Here is a 17282-nt window from a genome sequence, read left to right on the forward strand (position 1 = left end):
GTTCCGCGCGTGCGCCGGATCACTCTCGGGGATGACCGGGCGCCCGGGGTGGGGGTCCGCAGGGCGCACGGATCCCCACCCCTGGTCAGTAGCGGATGGCGTCGATGACCTTGACACGCACCGCGACGGTCGCGGGGATGAGGCCGGCCAGGGCGCCCACCGCCGTCGCGCACGCCATGCCGGTCAGCGCCGCCGAGACCGGGAACGGCGGCATGTCCTGGATCCCCGTCCCGAGCGCGCGCTCGATCGGCAGGTTCTTGATGATCGCGACCGCGGCCACGATGCCGACGAGACCGGCGACGACGGTCGCGACGACGGACTCCATGAGGACCCCGAAGAAGATCCGGCCCGACGTCGCGCCGAAGCTGCGCCGGATGCCGATCTCCCGGATGCGGTGCCGCACGGTCACGAGCGCGATGTTCACGAGCCCCAGGCCCCCGAGCAGCAGCGCGATCGCGCCGATGCCGAGCGCCGCCCAGCGCATCGCGCCGTCGATCGCGCCCCAGCCCTCCTGCGGGAGCATCACGTTGACGTCCGTCCCCGGCAGGGAGGCGCGCAGGTCGCGCGTCAGGAGCGGCTGCATCTCCTCCGCGAGGTCCGGCGGCACCCACGCCTTGAGCGTCGGGACGATCGGCCCGTACGCCGTCGAGGGCGTCGCCCACCGCTCGTAGTGGTCGAACAGGAGGTACGCCTCCGGCGGTGCCTCGGGCCACATGTTGGGGTAGACCCCGATGACCTCGGTGCGGACCGGGGTCTCGCCGCCGAGCAGCACGGTCGGGTGCCCCGACACGTCGGCCACGCCCAGCGCGTCGAGGAAGGCCTCGTTCACGACGACGGCCGGTGCGAAACGGCCGGCGTCCGCGTCGGTGAACCAGCGTCCCTGCTCGGGCACCAGGCGCATGATCGTGCCGTACGCCGGGTCGACGACCTGCATCTGCACGGGTCGGCTGCCCGTCGGGAAGCGGAACGGCAGCTCGGTCCACATCTGGCGGCTCGCGTGCTCGATGCCGTACCGCTCGACGAGCCGGTCGTACTCGGCCGTGTACTGCGCGGTGCTGGGAGCGGACGCGCCCCGGGGGTACGCCGCGATGTCGAGCGTCACGGACCGGCCCGACTGGCGCTCGGCCATCTCGTGGGTCGCCTGGTTGAGCATCTGCACGATCGCCGTCACGCCGGTGATCGCGGTGACCGCGACCGCGACGCCGACGAGCGCGAGCAGGACCCGCAGCTTGTGGATGCGCAGCTCGTCCCACGCCTCGACGACCGTGCCGACGAACCCGCTCATGCGAGCACCGCCGTCGCGTCGTCCGGCCGGTCGGTCGGCACGTCGCCGACCCACTCGGTCACCCGACCGGGCGCGTTGAGTCGGATCGGGACGAGCACGCCGTCCGCGAGCCGGTAGTGGCGCTGCGCCCGCGCCGCGACCGCGAGGTCGTGCGTGATGGCGATGAGTGCCGCGCCCGACTCCGACGCGATCTCGTCCAGCAGCTCCATGATCTCCCCGCCGGTGTCGACGTCGAGCGCGCCGGTCGGCTCGTCGGCGAGGATCACGCGCGGGCGGCGCACGAGCGCACGGGCGATCGCGACGCGCTGCTGCTCGCCGCCGGACAGCTTCTCGGGCTTCTCCTCGAGCCGGTCGCCGAGCCCGACGCGCTCGAGCATCTCGCCGGCGAGGCCCCTGCGGCGCCAGAACTGCCGCCCGCGGGCGTACATCAGCGGCGCCGCGACGTTCTCGAGCGCGGTGCGCCCGGGGAGCAGGTTGAACTGCTGGAAGACGAACCCGAAGTCGTCGCCGCGGCGGCGCGCCCGGGCCCGGCCGGACAGCCGCGCGACCGACGTGCCCTCGAGCACGTACTCGCCGGACGTCGGCGCGTCGAGCAGACCGAGGATGTTGAGGAGCGTCGACTTGCCGGTCCCGGAGCGGCCCACGACCGAGACGTGCTCGCCCGCGTCGACCGAGAGCGTGATGCCGCGCAGGATCTCCAGGACGCGGTCGTCGGGCAGGCGGACCGACCGGGTGACGTCGGTGAGCTCGAGCAGGCTCATCCGCCGCACACCGCCGGGTCGAACTGCATCGGGTCGCCGCAGTCGACGGGCCCCGAGACGTCGCCGATCGGGATGAACTGCAGCACCTTGTCGCCCTCGGCCAGGCCCTCGGTGACCTGCACGGTCTCCCCGTCGGTCAGGCCGAGCCCGACGGCCCGCATCTCGGGCTCCCCGCCCGGGACCTCGACCCAGACGTTGCCCTTCTGCACCGAGCCCTGGACGGACGAGACGGGGACGACGACGGCGTTCTCGGCCGTGCCGTTGGTGATCGCGATGTCCGCGCCGAGCCCCGCGAACGCGGTCACGCCGGCGGGCACGGCGCACGTGACGGTGCCGGAGACGGGCTCGGCCGGTGTGCCCGGGTCGGCCACGGTGGTGGCGTCGGGAGCCGTCGCGGGTGCCTGGGCGGCGGCGCCGAGCCGCAGGCCCGTGCACGTGAACGGCGCCGGGCCGCCCTTGAGCGTGACCTGCGCCTCCGCGGGGGCGCCGAGCAGGCGGTACTGCTGCTCGGGCGTGAGCGTGCCCGAGACCGAGAGCGTCCCGGGGGAGACCGAGCCGATCGCGTCGCCGACCGCGACGACCTGGTCCTTGAGCGCCGTGAGCGTGAGCGTCCCGGCGGTCCCGGCCCGCACGGTCTCGCGCTTGACCTTCGGCTTGTTCTGCTTGACGGTCTGCTCGCCGGTCTCGGCGTTCGTCGTCGTGGTCGGCTCCACGGGCGTCTCGAGCGTGACCTCGAGCACCGGGGTGTCGGCGGCGACGGCCTGGCCGTTCGTGGCGAGCAGCTTGGTGACCGTGCCGGCCATCGTGGCCTTGACCGTGGTGGCCGGGTCGGCGACGACGGCGCCCTGCACGGTGACGGAGTTCGTGATGGTCCCGGTGCCGACCTCGACGTACTGCTCGGTGATCTGCCCGGACGGCTCGAGCGCGTCGGACGTGGTGGTGACCTCCGAGCCCGCGAAGGCGAGCTTGACGAGCGCCACCGCGATCACCGCCCACAGGACGATCCGGACGGTCGGGAAGATGATCCTGCGGGTGACCCCCACGGTCGTGCTCCTCTGTCGGCGTGGACGGGGGCGACGTGGGCCGCCCCCGCACGCCGAACCTAGCGACGCGCTCGCGGGCGTCGCCTCCGCCTGGGGGATGACTCCGCCGTCCTGCCCTGGTCCTCCCCTGCGAGGAGGGCCGGACCGTTGTCCACCCGGGGTCGCACGCGGGCCGGCGCCGCGGACCGGGGTGCGCTGGCGCAGGTCAGCGGCCCGCGGGCCGGGTCGCGCCGCCGTCAGGCAGCGGGCTCCGAGGGCGTCGCGACGAGGAACGCCGGGGCGCGCAGGCCCTCGCGGTCGAACGCGGCGGCCACCGCGGAGGCGACGTCGTCGACCGCCGTCGCCTCGACGAGCGCGATCGCGGAGCCCCCGAAGCCGCCGCCGGTCATCCGCGCCCCGAGCGCACCCGCCTCGCGCGCCGCGGCCACCGCGACGTCGAGCTCGCGGGCCGAGACCTCGTAGTCGTCGCGCAGCGAGGCGTGCGAGGCGTCCATCAGCGGGCCCACCTCGCGCACCCGTCCCGCGTCCAGCAGGTCCACGAAGGACTGCACGCGGGCGATCTCGGTGACGACGTGCCGCACCCGCCGGACCACGACGTCGGCGTCCTCGTCCTCGGGCGCGTCCGCGGCGAGCGTCGTGAGCGTCTCGTCGAGCGTGGCCGCGTCGATCTCGCGCAGCGTCGCCATGCCGAGCCGCCGGGCGGCCGCCTCGCACGTGGCGCGGCGCGCGGCGTACTGCCCGTCGACGAGCGCGTGCTCGGCGCGCGTGTCGATCACGAGCAGCGCGAGGTCGTGCGCCGCGAGGTCGAACGGCACCTGCCGCACCGACAGGTCGCGGCAGTCGAGCTCGAGCGCGTGCCCGGCGGTCGCGCGCAGCGACACCGCCTGGTCCATGCCGCCGGTCGGTGCCCCGGCGATCTCGTTCTCCGCGCGCACGCACGCGGCCGCGAGGCGCGCCCGGCCGGCGTCGTCCGGCGAGCCCGGGTCGCCGGGGGTCCCCGCGAGCCCGAGTCCGAACACGTCGTCGAGCGCGACCGCGACGGCGCACTCGAGCGCGGCGGACGACGAGAGCCCGGCGCCGAACGGCACGCACGAGTCGACCGCGACGTCGAACCCGCCGGCTCCCTCGTCGAGGTCGCCGGACTGCTGCAGCGCCCACGCGACGCCGACGACGTACGCGGGCCAGCCGTCGACCGCACCGGGCGCGACGTCGGCGAGCGCGACCTCGCGGACCTCGCCGGCGGCCGCCTGCGCGGAGGTGAGCCGCACGACGCCGGACGCCCGTCCCTCGGGCACGGGCGTGCGCCGCAGCGCGACGTACGTGCGGTGGGGCAGCGCCATGGGCAGGCACAGGCCGCCGTTGTAGTCGGTGTGCTCGCCGATGAGGTTGACGCGGCCGGGCGCCGACCACACGCCGTCGGGCTCCTCGCCGAACCGCTCGACGAACAGCGCCCGGGCCCGCCCGGAGCCCTCGTCCTGCGTCCACGCCTCGGTGCGCTCGACCGTCACAGGGCCACCTCCTGAAGTCGCGCCGCGATCCGCTCGGGCGTCGTGTCGCTGATCCATGCCGCCATCCCGGACTCCACGCCCGCGAGGTACTTGAGCTTGTTCGCGGCGCGCAGCACCGAGAACACCTGCAGGTGCAGCCGGCCGAGGTCCCGGCCCTCGCCGACGACGGCCTGGTGCCAGCCCGCGATGTAGGGCAGCGGGACCGCCGTGCCGTCCTGCTCGACGAAGAACCGGTCGAGGCGGCGCAGGAGCTCGAGGTAGGTGACCGCGAGGTCGTCGCGCTCCGCGTCGGTGAGCCCCGGGAGGTCCAGGACGTCGCGGTGGGGGGCGAGGTGCACCTCCACGGGCCAGCGCGCGGCCGCGGGCACGTACGCCGTCCAGTGCTCCGACTCGAGCACGACGCGGGTCCCGGCCCGGCGCTCCGCGGCGAGCACGTCGGCGTGCAGGTTGCGGCCCGTGCGCTCGCGGTAGCCGGCGGCCTGCGTGAGCATCGCCTGCGTGCGCGGGGTCACGTACGGGAACGCGTAGATCTGCCCGTGCGGGTGCGGGAGGGTGACGCCGATCTCCTTGCCGCGGTTCTCGAAGCAGAACACCTGCGCGATGCCGGGCAGCCGGGACAGCTCGGCCGTGCGGTCGGCCCAGGCCTCGATGACGGTCCGCACGCGCGACGGCGCGAGCTCGGCGAACGAGCTCGTGTGGTCCGAGCTGAAGCACACGACCTCGCACCGCCCGGCGGCCGGGCGCGCCGCCCACAGCTCCTCGCCGTCGACCTGCCAGCCGTCCTCGAGCGTCACGCCCGGGACCTGCATGAGCGCCGGGAACCGGTTCTCGAAGACCGCGACGTCGTAGTCGGTGTCGGGGATCTCGCCGTCGGAGTAGGTCGTCCCCGAGGTCGCCGGGCGCGCGGGGCACAGCGGGCACGAGTCGGCTGCGGGCAGGAACGTGCGGTTCATGCGGTGCGACGCCATCGGGATCCAGTCGCCCGTCAGCGGGTCGCGGCGCATCTCCGGCCCCGCGAAGGTCGCGGGGGCCGGGACGCCGGGCGCGGGGGCGACGGGCGTGAACCGGTCGCCGAGAGGGCGCGGGTCGTCGAGGCGACGGGTCGCGCCGCCCGAGACGTAGGGCTCGGAGTCGTCGAAGTAGACGAGCTCGCGGCCGTCGGCCATGGTCGTCGCGGTCCGGCGCACGCGCGCAGCGCCGGGGGTGGGGCCGGGGTCGGTCATGGCTGCTCCTCGGGGAGGGGGTCGGGGGAGACGAGGCGGACCTCGCCCACGGCCGTCCCGAGCGTGGCACGGGCGTGCGCGCCCAGCCCGGTGTCGGTCACGAGCACGTCGACGTCGTCGAGCGGGACGATGCGGGCGAGCCCGGCGACGCCCCACTTCGAGTGGTCGGCGAGCACGGTCACGTGCGCGGCGGAGCGCACGAGCGCCCGGTCGGTGGCGGCCTCGAGCACGTTGGGGGTCGTCGCGCCGCCCGCGTCGAGCCCGTGCACCCCGAGCAGCGCGCGGTCGACGCGCAGGCTCGCGAGCGCGGCGTCGGCGACGGGGCCGACGAGCGCGTCGGACGGGGTGCGCACGCCGCCGGTCAGGATGACCTCGAGCGTGCCGCCCGCGGGCGACGCGGGTGCGCCGTGCAGCGCGTCGGCGACGTGCAGGGAGTTGGTCACGACGGTGAGCGGGCGCAGCGCGGTGTCGGCGGCGACGAGCCGGGCGAGCAGGTGGGTCGTCGTGCCGGCGGACAGCGCGAGGGACTGGCCGGGCTCGAGCAGGGTCAGCGCCTCGCGGGCGATGGCGGCCTTCTCGGCGGCGGCCCACGCCTGCTTGGTCGCGAATGCGGGCTCGGCCGCCGAGTGCCCGGTCGGGGCGATGGCGAGGGCGCCTCCGTGGACGCGGCGCACGAGTCCCGCGCGGGCGAGCTCGGCGATGTCGCGGCGGACCGTCATGTCGGAGACCTCGAGCGCCTCGACGAGGTCGGCGACCCGCACGGCCCCGTGCAGGCGCGCCTCGGCGAGGATGCGGTCCTGACGCTGAGACGCGAGCACCTGCACAGTATCCACCGGGATCGAACAGGAACCAACAGAGCGGCGGGCGCGGGTCCGGCGTCCGGGCGCGCGTCGGTCGGGCGGACGGGCGTCCTGCCAGTGTGCGCAGCGGCAGGCCCGGGCGCGCGGCGGACGACGCAGGCTCAGCCGCGGTCAGTCACCGGGCGCGAGCGGCGGTCGGCCGCCCCGGACGAGCGGCAGCCCCGGTCGACGCCGGGTCAGGCGGTCAGCGACCGACCGGCGACAGCCCGAGCGGCTTGCCCGCGAGCCCGCGCGACCGCGTCGCGAGCGCCCGCGCGACGTCCCGCAGCGCGACCGCGGCGGGCGAGTCGGGGTGCGCCAGCACGACCGGCGTGCCGTCGTCGCCGTCCTGCCGCAGCGCGACGTCGAGCGGGACCTGCCCGAGCAGCGGGACCGCCGAGCCGGTCGCGCGCGACAGGTTCTCCGCGACGCGCGCACCGCCGCCCGCGCCGAAGATCTCGAGCCGTGAGCCGTCGGGCTGCTCGAGCCACGACATGTTCTCGACGACGCCCACGACGTGCTGGCGCGTCTGCAGGGCGACGGACCCCGCGCGCTCGGCGACCTCGGCCGCGGCGTCCTGCGGCGTCGTGACGACGAGGACCTCGGAGGTCGGCAGCAGCTGCGCGACCGAGATCGCGATGTCGCCGGTGCCGGGCGGCAGATCGAGGAGGAGCACGTCGAGGTCCGCCCAGAACACGTCCGCGAGGAACTGCTGGAGCGCGCGGTGCAGCATCGGCCCGCGCCACACGACCGGCTGCCCGGGCGGCACGAACATGCCGATCGAGATGACCTTGACGTCGTGGGCGACCGGCGGGAGCAGCATGTCGTCGACCTTGGTCGGCGGCTGCGTCACGCCGAGCATGCGCGGGATCGAGAACCCGTAGATGTCCGCGTCGACGACGCCGACGCGCAGGCCGTCCGCGGCCATCGCGACCGCGAGGTTCGCCGTGACCGACGACTTGCCGACGCCGCCCTTGCCCGACGCGATCGCGTAGACCTTGGTCAGCGAGCCCGGCTGCGCGAACGGGATCGTGGGCTCCGCGGTGCCGCGCAGGCGCTCGCGCAGCCCGGCGCGCTGCTCGGCCGACATCACGCCCATCGCGAGGCGGACCTCCGCGACGCCGTCGAGCGGCTGGACCGCCGCCGTGACGTCCTTGGTGATCGTGTCCTTGAGCGGGCAGCCCGCGGTGGTGAGGTCGATGCCGACCGTGACGCGCGCGCCGTCCGGCAGCGACGTCGTGTCGACCTCGACGGACCGGACCATGCCGAGCTCGGTGATCGGCCGGCGGATCTCGGGGTCGAGGACCCCCTCGAGCGCGGTGCGCACCGCTTCGGCGAGCGCGGTCGGGTCGGTCGTCAGGGGCATGCGCCCATCGTAGGCGCGGCGTCCCGGGGGCCCGTGCGCCGCAGGTCCCGGACGCGGCGTACCCCCCGGGGGGTCACCGACGCAGCCGCCCGGCCGCGCGGCCCTCGGCGCCGCACCCGACCCTCGGCGCCGCACCGGCGCTCGGTGCCGCGCCGGGTCCTCAGCGCCGCGCGGTGTCCGCGGGGCCGTCGGCCGTCGCGCCGTCGTGCTCGCCGCGGGCGTCGTCGCGCTCCGCGGTGAGGTCCTCCAGCAGGTTGCGCAGCTCCGAGCGCACGAAGTCGCGCGTCGCGACCTCGCTGAGCCCGATCCGCAGCGCCGCGATCTCCCGCGCCAGGAACTCCGTGTCGGCGAGGTTCCGCTCGGCGCGCTGACGGTCCTGCTCGAGGCTCACGCGGTCGCGGTCGTCCTGCCGGTTCTGCGCGAGCAGGATCAGCGGCGCGGCGTAGGAGGCCTGCACCGAGAAGAACAGGTTGAGCAGGATGAACGGGTACGGGTCCCAGCGCAGCCCGAACAGCCCGACCGCGTTGATCGTGACCCACACGATCACGAAGCCGGTCATGTACATCAGGAAGCGCCCGGTGCCCATGAAGCGGGCGAACGCCTCGGCGACCCGGCCGACCGCGTCGGGGTCGCGCTGGAACCGCGGGACCCACGAGCGGCGCGACTCCTTGGGGGTGTCGAGCCGCTCAGCCACGACGCACCCGCCCGCGGACGGTGCCCGTGCCGCTCGCGGGCAGCGGGCTGTCGTCGTGCTGCTCGCGCCAGTCCTGCGGCAGGAGGTGGTCGAGGACGTCGTCGACGCTCACCGCGCCGAGCAGCCGGCGCTCCTCGTCGACCACGGGCAGCGCGAGCAGGTTGTACGTCGCGAGCAGGCGCGTGACCTGCAGCAGCGGGGCGTCGGCGGTGACCGCGTCGATGTCGGTGTCGACGAGCGAGCCGATCGACTCGTGCGGCGCCTCGCGCAGCATCCGCTGCAGGTGCACGACGCCGATGAAGCGCCCGGTCGGGGTCTCGAGCGGCGGGCGCGCGACGAACACCATCGAGGCGAGGGCCGGCGCGAGGTCCTGGCGGCGCACGTGCGCGAGGGCCGCCGCGATCGACGTCTCGGGGCCGAGGATCACGGGCTCGGTCGTCATGAGACCGCCGGCGGTGTTGTCCTCGTACGCGAGCAGGCGCCGCACGTCCCGCGCCTCCTCCGGCTCCATCAGCTCGAGGAGCTCGGCGGCCTGCTCGTCGGAGAGCTCGCCGAGCAGGTCGGCGGCGTCGTCGGGCTGCATGGCCTCGAGCACGTCAGCGGCACGGGTGCGCTCGAGCCCGGAGAGGATCGCGACCTGGTCGTCCTCGGGCAGCTCCTCGAGCACGTCGGCGAGCCGCTCGTTGTCGAGCGCGTGCGCGACCTCGTTGCGGCGGGTGCTCCCGAGGTCGTGCAGCACGTCCGCCAGGTCGGCCGGCTTGAGGTCGTCGTAGCTCGCGAGCATGAGCGCCGCGCCCTGCGCCGCCGCCGAGACGCCGAGGCCCGTGACGGCGCCCACGTCGACCAGCAGCGTCTCGCCGCGGCGGCGCAGCAGCGCCGACTTGCCGGGAACCAGGCGGCGCACGAAGAGCTTGGCGACCACCCAGTCGCCGCTGCGCTGGCGCTCGATCGCGACGTCCTCGACGGAGGCGCTGCCGCTGCCGTCCGTGAGCTCGACCGTCCGGTCGAGCAGCTCGCCGACGACGAGGGTCTCCGACGTGCGCTGCTCGAACCGGCGCATGTTGACCAGGCCCGTCGAGATGACCTGCCCCGCGTCGATCGACGTGACGCGCGTCAGGGGCAGGAAGACGCGGCGCCGGCCGGGGACCTCGACGACCAGCCCGACCGCGCGGGGGGCTCCCGTCGGGCGCACGAGCACGACGACGTCGCGCACCCGCCCGACCTGGTCCCCGATGGGGTCGAACACCGTGGTCCCGGCGAGGCGCGCGACGAAGACACGGGTCCCTGCGCTGCTCACGGGCGTCAGCCTAGACCGGCGGCACCGTCCCGGCCGGGCCGGTCAGGTACCGGTCAGGTGCCGGTCAGGTGCCGGTCAGGTGTCGGCCGGGCGACGCCGGGGTGCCCGTGGGGTGCGGCGACGCCCCTGGCGTGGGACGGGGCGGCGGGGGAGGATCGTCGCATGTCGATGAACAAGGCCTCCCGCGTCCCGACGGCCCCGACCCTCCCCAAGGGCGAGCTCGTCGCCTCCTACGGCACGTACCTCGAGGCCCAGCGCGCGGTCGACCACCTCGCCGACAAGCAGTTCCCCGTGCAGCTCGTGACGATCGTGGGAACCGACCTGCGCATGGTGGAGCGGGTCACCGGGCGGCTGTCCTACCCGCGCGTCGCACTCGCCGGCTTCGCCTCGGGCGCGTGGTTCGGGCTCTTCGTGGGCCTGCTGCTGTCGCTGTTCTCGGAGGAGGGCTCCTCGACGTTCCTCGCGGCGATCCTCATCGGCGGCGGGTTCGGGCTGCTCTTCTCGGTCATCACGTACTCGCTCACGGGCGGCAAGCGCGACTTCACGTCGTCGAGCCAAATCGTCGCCTCGCAGTACGCGGTGCTGTGCGCGGCCGAGCAGGCGCACAAGGCCCGCCACCTGCTCCAGGAGATCGGCGGGGTGCAGTCGGGCTGGCCCGCGCGTCCCGCGACCGGCGTGACCCCGCCGTCGGATCCGTCCGGCGCCTACCCGGCGCCGGGCCCCCAGCAGCCCGTGAGCGGCTCGCCGACCGTGCCGCCGGTGACGTCGCCGGGCGTGACGCCGCCGTCGACCCCGCCCGCGCCGCCGACCGAGCCGCGCTGACGCCGCGGCGGTCCCGACGTGCGCAGCGCCGGCCCCGGGTGCTCGGTGCCGGCGCTGCGCCGCGTCCTCGCTGCCGTCAGGCCGACGCCCGCAGCCATGCGGTCGTCGCCCCCGGCAGCGCGTCGCCCTCGAGCGGTGCGCTGCTGAGCAGGACCTCCCCGGCGGGCAGCGGCGCGGGCCGGTCGCCGAAGTTCGTCACGCACAGCCACCCGCCCGAGCGCCGGAACGCGAGCACGTCGGCCCGGCTCGTCGTGACCCACGTGAGGCTCTCGTCGCCCTGCAGCTCGTGCCGCAGCGCGAGCGCCTCGCGGTAGAGGGTCAGCGTCGACGCCGGGTCGTCCTCCTGCGCCTCGACCGCCAGGTCGCGGAACCACTCCGGCTGCGGCAGGAACGGTGCGGCGGAGCTGAACCCGAGCGCGACGCCGTCGCGGGTCCACGGCAGCGGGACGCGACAGCCGTCACGCCCCGCGTCGACGCCCGGGTTCCGGAAGAACGACGGGTCCTGGCGCGCCTCGTCCGGGATGTCGGGGACCTCGTGCAGGCCGAGCTCCTCGCCCTGGTAGAGGTACGACGACCCGGGCAGGGCAAGCTGCAGGAGCGTCGCGGCCCGCGCCCGGCGCAGCCCGAGCTCGTGGTCCAGCGCCGGCTCGGCCCCGCGCGCGAGCAGCCACGCGCTGCCCTGCTTGTCGGTGCTCGCGCCGCGGGCGGGGAGCCCGTACCGCGTGGCATGGCGCACGACGTCGTGGTTCGACAGGACCCACGTGGTCGACGAGCCGGACTCCGCGGCGAGCTCGAGGTTGAACGTGATGATCTCCCCGAACTGCGCCGCGTCGAAGTCGGCCTCGAGCAGGTCGAAGTTGAAGGCCTGGCCGAGTCCCTCGGCGCTCGCGTAGCGGGCGCGGCGCGACGCCTCGACCCACGCCTCGGCGACCGCGGTGCGCGGCGGGTCGTAGGAGTTGAAGACCTCGCGCCACTCGGCGTAGATCTCGTGCACGTCGTCGCGGTCCCACAGCGGGTGCGTGCCGTCCTTCGGGTGCGCGTCGAGCTCGGCCTGGGTCGGGAGCGCGTCGGGCAGGTTCTTGGCCAGGCCGTGCGCGACGTCGACGCGGAAGCCGTCGACCCCGCGGTCGGACCAGAACCGCAGCGTCGTGAGAAAGTCGTCGCGCACCTCGCGGTTCTTCCAGTTGAGGTCGGGCTGCTCCTTGGCGAAGTAGTGCAGGTACCACTGGCCGTCGCCCACGGGCTCCCACGCGGGTCCCCCGAACGTCGAGGTCCAGTCGGCGGGCGGCAGCGAGCCGTCGGGGCCCGTGCCGTCGCGGAAGACGTACCGGTCGCGGGCCGGGGAGCCCTTCGGCGACGCGAGCGCCTCCTGGAACCACACGTGCCGGTCGGACGTGTGGTTCGGGACCAGGTCGACGACGACCTTGATGCCGGCGGCGTGCAGCGCGGCGACGAGCTCGTCGAAGTCCTCGAGCGTGCCCAGGCGCGGGTCGACGGCGCGGTAGTCGTCGACGTCGTAGCCGCCGTCGGCGAGCGCCGAGGGGTAGAACGGGCTGAGCCACACCGCGTCGACGCCGAGCCGGGCCAGGTACGGCACGCGGCGCGTGATGCCGGGCAGGTCGCCGATGCCGTCGGCGCCGGAGTCCGCGAACGAGCGCGGGTAGATCTGGTAGACGGCGGCCTGGCGCCACCAGGCGGCCCCGTCACGGCCCAGGTCGGGCGTCGCGCGGGCGTCGAGGACGTCGGTCACGTCGGTCATGGAGGGCTCTCGTCTCTCTCTCGGGTGGGGTCCTGCGGTGCGGGGACTGACGGGTCGTCCGTCTCCAGCGTCGGCGCGCTCGGGGCCGGGCGCTACTTGATGGCGCCCTGCGTCACGCCGGCCATGACCCAGCGCTGCGTGAACAGGTAGACGACGATCGCGGGCGCCATGGCCATGAGGTAGGACGCGAACGCGACGTTGTAGTTGCTGCTGAACTGCGTCTGGAACACGCTCTGCAGCACCGGCAGGGTCTGCTGCGTGGCATCGGCGATGATCAGCGACGGCATCATGAAGTCGTTCCACGAGGCGAGGAACGCGAAGATCGCGACCGTCGCGCTCATCGGCGCGAGCAGCGGGAACACGATCCGCCGGAAGACCTGCCACGTCGACGCGCCGTCGAGCCGCGCGCTCTCCTCGAGCTCCTCGGGCACCGAGCGCAGGAACGCGGTGAACAGCATGACGCTGAACGACAGCTGGAACATCACGTGCAGCAGCGCGACGCCGCCGGGGTTGGCGAGCCCGACCATGCCGGTGAGCTTGACCTGCGAGAGGGCGAGCACCGGGAACGGCAGGAACATCGCGGCGAGCAGGTAGAAGAACGACCAGCGGAAGAACCGGCGGTCCCAGTTCCGCGAGATCGCGTACGCGGCGAGCGAGCTGAGCAGGACCGTCCCGACGACCGTCACGAGCGTGACGAGCACCGAGATGGTGAACCCGCGCGGGAAGTTCGTGAGCCGCCACGCCTCGACGAACCCGTCGAGGCTGAGCGGCGACGGCAGCGAGAACGCGTTCCCGTCGACGGACTGCTGGGTCGTCTTGAACGCCATCGTCACCGTGGCGTACAGCGGGGCGAGCACGGCGACCGAGCACAGGAGCAGGACGACGGTGCCGGGCCTGTTGGTGCGGTCGTCGCGGTCGCGGCTCCTGAGGGCCCGGGTCCGCAGGACGGGGACCTGGGCCGGGGCCGTGGTGCGGAGCGTCTGGTCGGTCATCAGAGGGCCGCCTTCCCGCGGGTGAGGCGGATCTGGAGGAGGGCGAGGACGACCGCGATGAGGAAGAAGATCGTCGCGTTCGCCATCTGGTAGGCGTAGTCGCCGCCGGTGAAGCCGGAGAAGATCGTCATCGCGACGCTGCGGGTCGCGGTGCCCGGGCCGCCGTTGGTCAGGCCGACGATGATGTCGTAGGCGTTGAGGAAGTTCTTGAAGCCGATGACGACGTTGATCAGGACGTACCCTGCGACGAGCGGGAGCGTGATCGAGCGCAGCCGCCGCCCCGCGCCCGCACCGTCGAGCGACGCGGCCTCGTAGACCTCGCCGGGGATCGACAGGATGCCGGCGACGTAGATGAGCAGCGCCGACGGGATCGCCTGCCACGCGGTGACGATGACGATGGTCACCCAGGCGAGGTCCGGGTTCGCCAGCATGCTCGTCTCGAGCGGGCCGAACCCGACCGCCTCGGCCGCGCGCGGCAGCGAGTTCGAGAACAGGAACGCGAAGACGTACGCGATGACGATGCCCGAGATGACCATGGGCAGCACGAACACCGCCCGCAGGGCCACCGTGCCGCGGATCTTCGAGGTGAGCCCGACCGCGAGCAGGAACGCGACGACGTTGACCACGAGCACCGTCACGAGCGCGAACCCGACGGTGAACCCGTACGAGGCGAGGATCGCGGGGTCGGAGAACAGCGCGACGTAGTTGGTCAGCCCGGTGAAGTCGAGCTCGCCGAAGCCGACCGAGTTCGTGAAGCTCAGCGTGATGCCCATGACGGCGGGCAGGGTGATCGCGAGCGTGAACAGCACGAGCGCGGGCACGAGGAAGAGGTAGTGCGTCCGGCCGGCGCCGGGGCGCCTGCCGTGCGGGCGGGCCGGTGCCGCGTGCTCGCGGCGGGCGGCCGGTGGGGCTGTGGTGGTCGCCATGCGGGTTCTCCGGTTCTGTGCGGGTCGAGCCGGGGTTCGGGTCAGGAGCGGAAGGCCAGGCGCGACCAGTCCGCGTCGACCCGGCGCAGGATCGCGTCGGGGTCCGCGCCCGTGACGATCGACTGCGTGTAGTTCTGCAGCGGGATGGACTGCGGCACGAGCTGCGAGGCGCCGACGTAGAAGTCCGCGCGGTCGTAGTACTCCTGGAGCTCGACGAGCGTCGGGTTCGTGACCGGCGCGGCGTCCTCGGTGACGCCGAACCCGAGGTTGTCGGCGTTGTAGGTGTCGATGATCTCGGGCTGCATGAGGAACTGGAGGAACTCGCGCGCGGCCTCCTGGCGAGGGGAGGCTTCGGGGATCCACAGCGCGAGGTCGACGTTGACGCGCACCTTGCGGTCGGCCGGGTCCTCGGTCATCGGCAGCGGGAACGCGCCGACGTCGAGGTCGGGGTTGGTCTTCGCGATCTCGGTGAGCGCCCAGGGGCCCTGCAGGTACATCGCGGCCTCGCCGCGGGCGAACGCGAGGTTGCCGTCGCCGTAGCCGCGGCTCGGCGCGTCCTCGTTGGTCCAGCCCGCCAGCCGGACCATCCGCTCGACGGGCTCGCGGAGCTGCTTCTCGAACGACACGGGCGAGGACGGGCCGACGTCGGCGCCCTGCGCCTCGAGCTCGGTGAAGAACTCGGTGGTGTCGACCATGCCGCCGACGGCGTAGTCGAAGTGCCCCTGTGCGATGGTCCACGGGTCCCGGTAGGTGCTGTAGATCGGTGTGATGCCCGCCGATGCGAGCGCCTCGCAGACCGCGGTGAGCTCGGACCAGGTCGTCGGCGGCGTGAGCCCCTGCTGCGCGAAGATCTCGCGGTTGTAGAGCACCGCCGCGGCCATCAGCGAGTAGGGGATGACGCTCGTGCGGCCGGGGTAGCTTGCGGTGACGTCGATGAGGGGGAGCAGGTCCTTCGTGACCCGTGCCGCCTCGGGCAGGTCGCCGAGGTCGCTGAGGACGCCGCGCTCGACGTACCGGGAGATCTCGAAGTTGTAGTTGAGCAGCCCGATGTCCGGCGGCTGCTCGCGCACGAACGAGCCGGCGAGGTTCGACGTCGCGTCATGGCGGACCCGCACGCGGGACTGGGCCTCGTGGAACTGCTCGATGAGCTCGTCGAAGTAGCCGATGACCTCGGGCTTCGACTGGAAGAACGTGATCTCGGTGACGCCGGAGCCGGCGCCCGAGCCGCGCGCGCAGCCGGTCAGCGCGAGGCCGGTGGCCGCCGCGCCGAGCCCGCGCAGGAAGTTCCGCCGGGACAGGTCCCGGGGGCGACCGCCAGTGTCTCCGGGCGGCGGTGCAGGCAGGGAAGGCACGTCGTCGTCTCCTCGTCGGTAGCCCGGCGGTGCCGGGTGCGCGCGTGGCCCTTGGTTGATCCAGACACTAAATCTAAGTACTGGATATAACGAGGATGGGGCCACTCCGCCCGTAAGGTCAAGGCGTGTCCGTGATCTCGGGGTCGCCCCAGCAGCTGCGCCGCGCCAACCTCGGCGCCGTGCTCGACGTCGCCTGGGGAGCAGGACCGTTCACCGCGACCGACGCGATCGGCGCCACCGGTCTCACGCGCACCACCGTCCTGGGGCTGTGCGACGACCTCGTCGGCCTCGGCTGGCTGCGCGAGCTGGGCCCCGAGCGCCTGCCGGGCGACCGCGCCAAGGGCCGGCCCGCGCGCCGCTACGCGTTCGACCCGCGCGCCGGGCACGTCGTCGGCGTCGACGCCGGGCAGCACCGCGTGACGGCGTCCGTCGCCGACCTCGCCGGCGCGGTCCTCGCGCGGGAGACCCGGGTGCTCGGGGCCGGCGGCGAGGACCGCGCCGCGCGGGTGGGCGGCGTCCGAGGCGCCGTCGACGACGCGCTCCACGGGGCCGGCACGCACGCGGGCTCCGTGCTCGTGACCGTCGTCGGCGTGCCCGCCCCGACCGACGTCCTCGGCCGCCCGCCGGCGTCCGAGGACGGGTTCTGGGCGCGGATGAACCCCGACCTCGTCGCCGCGCTCGCCCGGCCCGGGCAGCACGTCGTCGTCGACAACGACGCCAACCTCGCCGCGATCGCCGAGGGCGCCGTCGGCGCCGGGGTCGGCGCCCGCTCGTTCGTGACCCTGCTCTCCGGCGAGCGCTTCGGGGCCGGGCTCATGGTCGACGGGGTGCTGCTGCGCGGTCGGCACGGCGGCGCGGGCGAGATGCACGTCCTCGACCTCGTCGACGGCGTCGGCTCCGCGTCCGGGCTCGCAGCGACCGTGCGGCAGTGGCTCGCCGAGGACGCCGGGCTCGCGCGGCTGCGGCGCCGGCTGCCCGCCGAGCCGGAGTTCGCCGACGTGGCCGCCGCCGCGCTCGCGGGCGACCGCGACGCCCAGGGGGTCGTCGACCGGCTCGGCGACCGGCTCGCGCGGGTCTGCGCGGTGCTCGGCGGGCTGCTCGACGTCGAGCGCGTGATCGTCGGCGGCGCGGTCGCCACCAGCGTCGGGCCGGTGCTCGAGCGTACGACGGCGAGCCTCGCGGCCTACATGCATCTGCCCGTGCCCGAGGTCGTGGCCTCCGCGCTCGGGGCGGACGGCGTGCACCTCGGCGCCGTGCGCCGGGCGCTCGCTCTCGTCCGCGAGGACCCGCTCGCCCTCACGCTCCCTGCGGTGCCCGCGTCGGACGGGGCCGAGCCGGAGCCGTCCCGCGCGGACGCCGTCGCGCGGGCCGACCGGAGGGCGGCGGGCGCCGCGGCGACGGCGCCGGCCTGAGGC

At 74.4% G+C, this 17282-nt stretch carries 15 protein-coding genes; 2 read left to right on the forward strand and 13 right to left on the reverse strand.

The window, feature by feature from the left end; genetic code table 11:
* Positions 1–85 precede the first annotated feature (85 nt).
* From NXY84_RS06030 to NXY84_RS06070, 9 genes are all read right to left on the reverse strand, one after another.
* Positions 86–1285 (reverse strand): ABC transporter permease, encoded by a 1200-nt coding sequence (locus NXY84_RS06030; protein WP_258726219.1) that lies wholly within the window; start codon positions 1283–1285, stop codon positions 86–88.
* Positions 1282–2046 (reverse strand): ABC transporter ATP-binding protein, encoded by a 765-nt coding sequence (locus NXY84_RS06035; RefSeq protein WP_258726220.1) that lies wholly within the window; start codon positions 2044–2046, stop codon positions 1282–1284. The genes NXY84_RS06030 and NXY84_RS06035 overlap by 4 nt, the downstream gene beginning before the upstream one ends.
* Complete coding sequence (locus tag NXY84_RS06040; protein WP_258726221.1) at positions 2043–3089, reverse strand: secretion protein HlyD; 1047 nt, start codon at positions 3087–3089, stop codon at positions 2043–2045. Before NXY84_RS06040 ends, NXY84_RS06035 begins: the two co-directional genes overlap by 4 nt.
* Positions 3090–3325: 236 nt before the next feature.
* Positions 3326–4597, reverse strand: a complete 1272-nt coding sequence (gene galK, locus NXY84_RS06045; RefSeq protein WP_258726222.1) for a galactokinase — start codon at positions 4595–4597, stop codon at positions 3326–3328.
* Positions 4594–5820, reverse strand: a complete 1227-nt coding sequence (gene galT, locus NXY84_RS06050; RefSeq protein WP_258726223.1) for a galactose-1-phosphate uridylyltransferase — start codon at positions 5818–5820, stop codon at positions 4594–4596. Before galT ends, galK begins: the two co-directional genes overlap by 4 nt.
* Positions 5817–6638 carry a DeoR/GlpR family DNA-binding transcription regulator gene (locus NXY84_RS06055; RefSeq protein ID WP_258726224.1) on the reverse strand — a complete coding sequence of 274 codons (822 nt, stop codon included), beginning with the start codon at positions 6636–6638 and terminating at the stop codon, positions 5817–5819. The genes galT and NXY84_RS06055 overlap by 4 nt, the downstream gene beginning before the upstream one ends.
* 226 nt (positions 6639–6864) lie before the next feature.
* Positions 6865–8025, reverse strand: coding sequence for an Mrp/NBP35 family ATP-binding protein (locus tag NXY84_RS06060; RefSeq protein WP_258726225.1), 1161 nt, complete (start codon positions 8023–8025; stop codon positions 6865–6867).
* A 160-nt stretch (positions 8026–8185) separates the two neighbouring features.
* Positions 8186–8719 carry a DUF1003 domain-containing protein gene (locus tag NXY84_RS06065; RefSeq protein WP_258726226.1) on the reverse strand — a complete coding sequence of 178 codons (534 nt, stop codon included), beginning with the start codon at positions 8717–8719 and terminating at the stop codon, positions 8186–8188.
* Positions 8712–10016, reverse strand: a complete 1305-nt coding sequence (locus tag NXY84_RS06070; RefSeq protein WP_258726227.1) for a magnesium transporter MgtE N-terminal domain-containing protein — start codon at positions 10014–10016, stop codon at positions 8712–8714. Before NXY84_RS06070 ends, NXY84_RS06065 begins: the two co-directional genes overlap by 8 nt.
* A gap of 162 nt (positions 10017–10178) precedes the next feature.
* Here NXY84_RS06070 and NXY84_RS06075 point away from each other — a divergent pair, with 162 nt between their 5' ends.
* On the forward strand, positions 10179–10838 hold the full coding sequence (locus NXY84_RS06075) for a general stress protein (protein ID WP_258726228.1): 660 nt from the start codon (positions 10179–10181) through the stop codon (positions 10836–10838).
* A 76-nt stretch (positions 10839–10914) separates the two neighbouring features.
* Here NXY84_RS06075 and NXY84_RS06080 read toward each other — a convergent pair whose 3' ends face one another.
* The 4 genes from NXY84_RS06080 to NXY84_RS06095 form a co-directional block, all read right to left on the reverse strand.
* Positions 10915–12597, reverse strand: a complete 1683-nt coding sequence (locus NXY84_RS06080; RefSeq protein WP_258726229.1) for a glycoside hydrolase family 13 protein — start codon at positions 12595–12597, stop codon at positions 10915–10917.
* 92 nt (positions 12598–12689) lie between these two features.
* Positions 12690–13589, reverse strand: coding sequence for a carbohydrate ABC transporter permease (locus NXY84_RS06085; RefSeq protein WP_258726230.1), 900 nt, complete (start codon positions 13587–13589; stop codon positions 12690–12692).
* The gene (locus tag NXY84_RS06090) at positions 13589–14515 is read right to left on the reverse strand and encodes a carbohydrate ABC transporter permease (protein ID WP_258726231.1); all 927 of its coding nucleotides are present in this window, start codon (positions 14513–14515) and stop codon (positions 13589–13591) included. Before NXY84_RS06090 ends, NXY84_RS06085 begins: the two co-directional genes overlap by 1 nt.
* Positions 14516–14556: 41 nt before the next feature.
* Positions 14557–15867, reverse strand: coding sequence for an ABC transporter substrate-binding protein (locus NXY84_RS06095; RefSeq protein WP_258726232.1), 1311 nt, complete (start codon positions 15865–15867; stop codon positions 14557–14559).
* Between the two features lie 125 nt (positions 15868–15992).
* Here NXY84_RS06095 and NXY84_RS06100 point away from each other — a divergent pair, with 125 nt between their 5' ends.
* Positions 15993–17279, forward strand: a complete 1287-nt coding sequence (locus NXY84_RS06100; RefSeq protein ID WP_258726233.1) for an ROK family protein — start codon at positions 15993–15995, stop codon at positions 17277–17279.
* Positions 17280–17282: the final 3 nt, after the last annotated feature.

This window comes from Cellulomonas sp. NS3 (assembly GCF_024757985.1).
Lineage (GTDB): Bacteria > Actinomycetota > Actinomycetes > Actinomycetales > Cellulomonadaceae > Cellulomonas_A.

Excerpts from the sequence above, each read along its gene's own strand:
- NXY84_RS06085 (WP_258726230.1), bottom strand. The coding sequence starts at position 13,589 with ATGACCGACCAGACGCTCCGCACCACGGCCCCGGCCCAGGTCCCCGTC.
- NXY84_RS06090 (WP_258726231.1), bottom strand. The coding sequence starts at position 14,515 with ATGGCGACCACCACAGCCCCACCGGCCGCCCGCCGCGAGCACGCGGCA.
- NXY84_RS06080 (WP_258726229.1), bottom strand. The coding sequence starts at position 12,597 with ATGACCGACGTGACCGACGTCCTCGACGCCCGCGCGACGCCCGACCTG.
- NXY84_RS06075 (WP_258726228.1), top strand. The coding sequence starts at position 10,179 with ATGTCGATGAACAAGGCCTCCCGCGTCCCGACGGCCCCGACCCTCCCC.
- NXY84_RS06030 (WP_258726219.1), bottom strand. The coding sequence starts at position 1,285 with ATGAGCGGGTTCGTCGGCACGGTCGTCGAGGCGTGGGACGAGCTGCGC.
- NXY84_RS06035 (WP_258726220.1), bottom strand. The coding sequence starts at position 2,046 with ATGAGCCTGCTCGAGCTCACCGACGTCACCCGGTCGGTCCGCCTGCCC.
- galT (WP_258726223.1), bottom strand. The coding sequence starts at position 5,820 with ATGACCGACCCCGGCCCCACCCCCGGCGCTGCGCGCGTGCGCCGGACC.
- NXY84_RS06060 (WP_258726225.1), bottom strand. The coding sequence starts at position 8,025 with ATGCCCCTGACGACCGACCCGACCGCGCTCGCCGAAGCGGTGCGCACC.